Genomic DNA, 6,063 nt, shown 5'->3' with positions numbered 1-6,063 from the left:
CCGATCACCAGGTCGAACCCGGTCTTCTCCAGCGCCTTCGCCAGCACCGCCGACGTCCCGATCACATCCGAACCGTGGATGTCCTCGTCGTTCACGTGCACGGCCTTGTCCGCACCCATCGACAGCGCCTTGCGCAGCGCGTCCTTCGCATCGTCCGGCCCGACCGTCAGCACCGTCACCTCGGCGCCCTCGTTCGCCGCCGCGATCCGCAGCGCCTGCTCCACGCCGTACTCGTCGAGCTCCGACAGAAGGCCGTCCACACCCTCCCGGTCGGTGGTGTGGTCGTCCGCGAACCGACGGTCACCCGTCGCGTCCGGCACGTACTTCACACAGACGACGATCCTCAAGCTCATGAGTGGTTCTCCTGTCACGGTCGCACTGGTCGATGGCCTCACGTCATGCCGAGGGTACTGAGTGCCAATCCCGGCCCGGCCGCGCCCTGCGCGCCGTGAGCGCCACCTGGACCGGCATACCGTGTCGGCGCTCTTCGACTGGTGTCGGAGGCTCCACGAAGAGGATACGGCACTCAGTACCCCTGGTAAAGGAACTCAGTACCCTTCCCGGTGTGCGCTGGGCCTCAGGGCGCCCTCAGCGCCCTCAGGCGGCCAGCACCACGGCGGCCTCCCCCGTGTAGACGCGGAAGGTGAGGGACTCCTGGAGGTAGAGCCGCACGGTGTCGGCGTCGTGGGAGAGGTAGCCGACGGAGACGTCCTGGCCGAGGAAGAGTTCGAAGTCGCCGCCCCGGGTGGAGAGGAGGAGGGCGCCCTCGATGGCGGGGGCCCAGATGATGTCCCCGTCGAGGAGGCGGGCGAGGTGGTTGTGGACGGGGTAGCCGTGGTCGCTGGTCTCGTTGACGGCGGTGAAGGTGTCCGCGCCGAGCAGGAGCGAGTAGGGGCCGCCGACGCCGGCCAGGCGCAGCGCGGTGAGGGCGCGGCTGACGGCCTCGGGGTACTCGCGGACGTCCTCGGGGAGCCGGACCGGCGGGTTGGTGGAGCCGGCCCGGATGCCCTCGATGGCGGCGGCGCGGTAGCCCTCGAAGACGGCGCGGTCCTCGGCGAGGGCGATGGTGCGGGCGGCGTCCTTCACCGGCTGCCAGTCGGAGTCGCGGGAGCCGCGCTCGACGTCGTCGACGGCCTCGCGGCGGACGGTGAAGGGGACGCGCAGTTCGACCACCGGCTGGGCGGCGCGGGCGTGGGCCTGGACGCCGTCGGCGGGCGGTTCGATGCCGGTCAGGTGGCCGGTGCCGACGGCGGCGAGGGTGGAGCCGTCGGGGCCGTTCAGGTCGACCACGCGGCGGCCGGCGATGTGGAGCTTGAAGGTCTGGCGGGCCTCCTCCTCGATCTCCGCCCAGGCTGCGGCGGAGACGGGGGCGAGGTCGCGGTGCAGGTTGTTCATGGTGCGGGTCCTTGTCGGGAGGTCCGGTTCAGGGCGTGCCGCGCAGGCTGCCGATGCCGAGCGAGCCGGTCGCGGGGGGAGCACTCGGCGCGAGGGGAGCACTCGGCGCGGACGGAGCGGGCGGCGCCGACCGCACCGGGGGCGCCGACGGCGCGGGCGGCGGGGCGTCGAGGAAGTCGGCGGTCGGGACGAAGAACAGCGAGCCGGTGACGGCGGTGGAGAAGTCGAGCAGCCGGTCGGTGGTACCGGGCGGGCGGCCCACGAACATGTTGCGCAGCATCTCCTCGGTCACCTCCGGATCGCGCGCGTAGCCGATGAAGTAGGTGCCGAACTCGCCGCCGCGGTCGAACGAGCCGAAGGCCATGTTGTAGCGGACGATCTGCCGCTGCTCGCCGCCAGGCCCGGTCACGGTGCTGAGCGCGACGTGCGAGTCGGCCGGTTTGGCGTCGTCGTCGAACTCGATGTCGGTGAGCTTGGTGCGGCCGACCGCCCGTTCCTGGTCCTCGACGCTCAGCGCGTTCCAGGCGTCCAGGTCGTGCAGGTACTTCTGGACGATGACGTAGCTGCCGCCGGTGAAGGCCTGGTCCTCGGCGCCGACCACGGCGGCGGTCTCGGCGGCCCGGCCCTCGGGGTTCTCGGTGCCGTCGACGAAGCCGAGCAGGTCCCGGTCGTCGAAGTACTTGAAGCCCTGGACGGAGTCCACCACGGTGGCCGCCCCGGCCAGCCGGCCGGTGAGCCGGCCGGCCAGCTCGAAGCAGAGGTCCATCCGGGCGGCCCGCAGGTGCAGCAGCAGGTCGCCGGGGGTGGCCGGGGCCCGGTGGCGGGTGCCGGCCACCTCCCGGAAGGGGTGCAGGCCAGCCGGCCTGGGGCCGTCGAAGAGGCGGTCCCAGGCGTCCGAGCCGATGCCGGTGACGCAGGTGAGGCCGCCCTCGGGGGCCCGGAAGCCGACCGCGCGGCGCAGCCCGGCGAGGTCGGGCAGCAGGTCGCGGACGGCGTCCTCGCCGCCGGGCTCGACGGTGAGGACCAGGAAGACCGCCGCGCTGGTCAGCGGGGAGAGCACGGCTTGCGGTTCGGCCTGCATGGCGAGGGTTCCTCCACGGTGGCGCGGGAGGCCGGGCGGCGTCCCGCTCATGGCCGGTGGTCAGCGTGCCGCGGCTGCCGCCGACCGGGCGGGCCGACGGCGTGACGGACCAGCGGCGTGACGGATCAGCGGACATCTGATCATGCGTACGATTACACCCCATAGCGGACCATTCGGCGCGGGCGGCACTCCCCCGAACGGCCCTCCCGGACGCACCGTCCGCCGAGGCCGTTCGGGGGCGCCCGCGGCCGGTGGGCACGCGGAAGGGGCGGACGCGCCGTCACGCGCCCGCCCCTTCCACCCCGGCTGTCAGCCGCGCAGGGCCGCCAGCTGCTCGGCGAACGGCACCACCTGTTCGGGCAGCGCCGGCGCCGCCGGGCCGCGGCCGGCCAGCAGGGCCGCCAGGTCGCCCGCCGCGCGGTCGATCCGGCCCGGGAGGCCGTCGGTGAGCCCGTCCCCCGCCGCGCCCCAGTCGTCGGTGGCCGCGTAGACGGCGGTCGGCACCACCACCGCACGCAGGTAGCTGAACAGTGGCCGGACGGCGTGCTCCAGGGCGAGCGAGTGCCGGGGCGTGCCGCCGGTGGCGGCGATCAGCACCGGCTTGCCGGTGAGCGCGTCGTGGTCGACCAGGTCGAAGAAGGACTTGAACAGGCCGCTGTAGGAGGCGGTGAAGATCGGCGTCACCGCGATCACCGCGTCCGCCCCGATCACCGCGTCGATCGCCCGGCGCAGTGCCGCGCCGGGGAAGCCGGTGACGAAGTGGTGGGCGATCTCCGTTGCCAGGTCACGCAGTTCGACCACCGTGACGTCCATCTTCCGCCCGCCATCGGAAAGTTGACGGACCGTCGACTCAAAGAGGCGGTCGGCCAGCAGCCGGGTCGAGGACGGCTTGCTCAGCCCGGCACTCACCACCACCAGCCGGTACGCGGTCACTTGGCCACCTCCATGGTCTCCCCGCCGACGGACTTCCCACCGACGGACTTCCCACCGAGGGACTTCCCACCGAGGGACTCCTCGTTGCGGGCCGCGACCCGCGCGGCGTGCGTCGGCCCGTCCGGCACCGCGGCCGGGCGGTTCCTGGCGAACTCCTCGCGCAGCACCGGCACGACCTCCTCGCCGAGCAGGTCCAGCTGCTCCAGCACGGTCTTCAGCGGCAGGCCGGCGTGGTCCATCAGGAACAGCTGGCGCTGGTAGTCGCCGAAGGACTCGCGGAAGGCCAGCGTCTTCTCGATGACCTCCTGCGGGCTGCCCACGGTCAGCGGGGTCTGCTCGGTGAACTCCTCCAGCGAGGGCCCGTGCCCGTACACCGGCGCGTTGTCGAAGTACGGGCGGAACTCCCGCACCGCGTCCTGCGAGTTGCGCCGCATGAACACCTGCCCGCCGAGGCCGACGTACGCCTGCTCGGGCGTGCCGTGGCCGTAGTGGGCGTAGCGCTCGCGGTAGAGCTCGATCAGCTTCTGGAAGTGCTCCTTGGGCCAGAAGATGTTGTTCGCGAAGAAGCCGTCCCCGTAGTAGGCGGCCTGTTCGGCTATTGGAAAACAGGAGATGGAAGCCTCTGTTGATGCCTATGCTGCCGTGGCATGAGCAACGTGATCCCCCTGCCACGATCCGAATCCCTGGCCCGGCCGCTCCGCGCTGCCCTCTATGGCCGGGCTTCGAGGGACCGCCACAAGCAAGGCCGGTCGATCAAGGACCAGTTCACTGTCGGAGAGATGGAGTGCGCCGACCGTGGGTGGCAGATTGTCGATCGGTATGAGGACCGGGACCGCTCGGCGACACGGCGGGCAACGAAGGTCCGGGAGCGCTTCGAGGAATTGATCTCGGACGCTGAGGCCGGCAAGTTCGATGTCATCGTCTACGCCGAACGCTCCCGCATCTCCCGCAACCTGGGCGTCTCGGTTGCCTTGCGCGATCTGTGTCACCGCACCGGCGTTCTCCTGTGCTACGACGGCCGCGTCTACGACATGCGGCGGCCAGCGGACTTCAAGGAGTTCACCCGGGACTCCGTCCAGTCCGAAGAGGAAGGCGAGTCGATCATTGGGCGGAACGAGCGAACCGCCCGACTCACGGCCCGACGTGGAGGCATGTGGGGGTGGGTTCCGTTCGGCTACAAGCGCGTCTACGACCCCGAAACGGGTGAGCTCGTAGACCAAGTGCCGCACCCCGTCGAAGGGCCGGTGGTGGTCGAGCTCTTCGCCGATGCCGCCGAAAGGAAGAACATCAAGTCCCTGCTCTCACTCGTGCGTCCGTTTCGTCCGGACATCACCGAGACCGGCATCCGTGCGATTCTCCGCAACAAGGCGTACATCGGCATTCGTGTCCACAAGGGCGACGAGTACAAGGCCGCCTGGAAGGCCCTCGTCGACGAGGCCGTCTTCTGGCGCGTGCAGCAGATGCTCGATGATCCCGATCGGCGCAAGGCTCACACGACCGGCCTTCTGCACCTGCTCACCGGGGATGCTCTGTGCTCCGTCTGCAGGTCGAGTGGCAACGCCAAGCAGGGTCGGCTCAGGCCTCGCGGGGAGCGGGCGAAGTACCGGGTCAAGCCCGGGTACGAGTGCAATCTGGGGCATGTCTCGATCATGGAGCAGAAGTTGGACGCCTTCGTTGAAGAGGCTGTCCTCGCCTGGATCTGCTCCGACGAGGCCCGCGCAGCCCTTCAGGGGACACCCGACGATGGAGAGGCGGAGCGTGAGCGGGAGCGCGCGCAGGTCATGGCTCGCCAGCTGGCGGAGGCCCGCAGGCAGGCCACCGAGTTTGATCCGTCGACAGGATTGCCCAGGTTGTCGGTCGCTTCGCTTGCAGATCTTGAGCAGCGGCTCATCCCGATGATTCAGGCGGCGGAAAGACGGGTTCGCGAGTTGATCTCCGCGGGTGACCCTGTACTGGACCGGCTGCTCGCGGTCACTCCGGACGAGGTCGACGAGATCTGGAACCATGAGCTCGATCTGGCTCAGCGCCGCCATGTCCTGCGGGAGATCGTGCGGGTGGAGCTCAGGCCGGCTCCGAATCGGAGCAGGTATCAAGAGATGGGTCAGCGGGTCGGGCTGATCTTCGCTGGCGAGCCGGGCTTCACCGAGTGGCCGGACATCCCTGCCGAGGGAGGTCAGCAGCCCTGCTCGTCCGTGGTTGCCGGGGCTTGAGGGCGCCACGCGGCCAGCGAGATGACCTCCGCTTCGTCCGGTGCGGTCTCAGGAGCCACTCGGCCGCCCAGGGCGTCAAGGGCTCCCTCCACGTAACCGTCGGCCTTGGCCCGAAGGCAGTCGCTGCGGTGCTGCTTCTCCAGATCCGCGAGGCGTCCGGCCAGTTCGGAGTCCATGGTCGTACGCAGCCTCTCCCGCTGGCCGGAGAGTGTCGCGAAGGCGGCGTCGTACTGAGCCTTGGTGGCCGCCAGCTCTTCGCCTTGGGCCGCGAGTTGGGAGAGTCTGCGGTCGACCACGGCGAGGCAGGCGAGACCAGACAACGCAGCCCCGGTCAGGATGCCCGCGAGCGCCGGCTCGGTCCGGGTGGCCAAGAGCAGCAGTCCGGCGATGCCTACTGCTGCCGCTATGACATTCAAGCGCCCTGCCTTGATGGCCATTCGTTCC

The 6,063-nt window shown here is 70.4% G+C and carries 5 protein-coding genes and 2 pseudogenes; 1 reads left to right on the top strand and 6 read right to left on the bottom strand.

All coding sequences use genetic code 11. From position 1 onward, the window contains the following. The 5 genes and pseudogenes from AB0R04_RS15865 to AB0R04_RS15845 form a co-directional block, all read right to left on the bottom strand. A pseudogene (locus tag AB0R04_RS15865) lies at window positions 1-353 on the bottom strand (electron transfer flavoprotein subunit beta); the annotation flags it as partial. A 244-nt stretch (window positions 354-597) separates the two neighbouring features. Beyond that, a complete protein-coding gene (locus tag AB0R04_RS15860) occupies window positions 598-1,395 on the bottom strand; it encodes a family 1 encapsulin nanocompartment shell protein (RefSeq protein ID WP_363371484.1) in 798 nt (265 codons plus the stop codon). Window positions 1,396-1,423: 28 nt separating this feature from the next. Next, the gene (locus AB0R04_RS15855; protein WP_363371483.1) at window positions 1,424-2,476 is read right to left on the bottom strand and encodes a Dyp-type peroxidase; all 1,053 of its coding nucleotides are present in this window, start codon (window positions 2,474-2,476) and stop codon (window positions 1,424-1,426) included. Window positions 2,477-2,785: 309 nt separating this feature from the next. After that, window positions 2,786-3,409: an FMN reductase gene (locus AB0R04_RS15850; protein WP_363371482.1), complete on the bottom strand. Its 624-nt coding sequence runs from the start codon at window positions 3,407-3,409 to the stop codon at window positions 2,786-2,788. Continuing rightward, window positions 3,406-4,008 (bottom strand): annotated as a pseudogene (locus AB0R04_RS15845) (LLM class flavin-dependent oxidoreductase); the annotation flags it as partial. The pseudogene AB0R04_RS15845 and the gene AB0R04_RS15850, both read right to left, overlap by 4 nt. A gap of 48 nt (window positions 4,009-4,056) precedes the next feature. Here AB0R04_RS15845 and AB0R04_RS15840 point away from each other — a divergent pair. Next, entirely contained in the window at window positions 4,057-5,619 is a 1,563-nt protein-coding gene (locus tag AB0R04_RS15840) for a recombinase family protein (protein WP_363371480.1), read from the top strand. Here the strand turns inward: AB0R04_RS15840 and AB0R04_RS15835 are convergent. After that, the gene (locus AB0R04_RS15835; RefSeq protein WP_363371478.1) at window positions 5,583-6,056 is read right to left on the bottom strand and encodes a hypothetical protein; all 474 of its coding nucleotides are present in this window, start codon (window positions 6,054-6,056) and stop codon (window positions 5,583-5,585) included. The two genes, AB0R04_RS15840 and AB0R04_RS15835, sit on opposite strands and share 37 nt — an antisense overlap. Between the last annotated feature and the right edge of the window lie 7 nt (window positions 6,057-6,063).

Source organism: Kitasatospora sp. NPDC056731 (genome assembly GCF_040687675.1).
Taxonomy (GTDB): domain Bacteria; phylum Actinomycetota; class Actinomycetes; order Streptomycetales; family Streptomycetaceae; genus Kitasatospora.
This window is presented reverse-complemented; position numbering and strand designations above follow the sequence as displayed.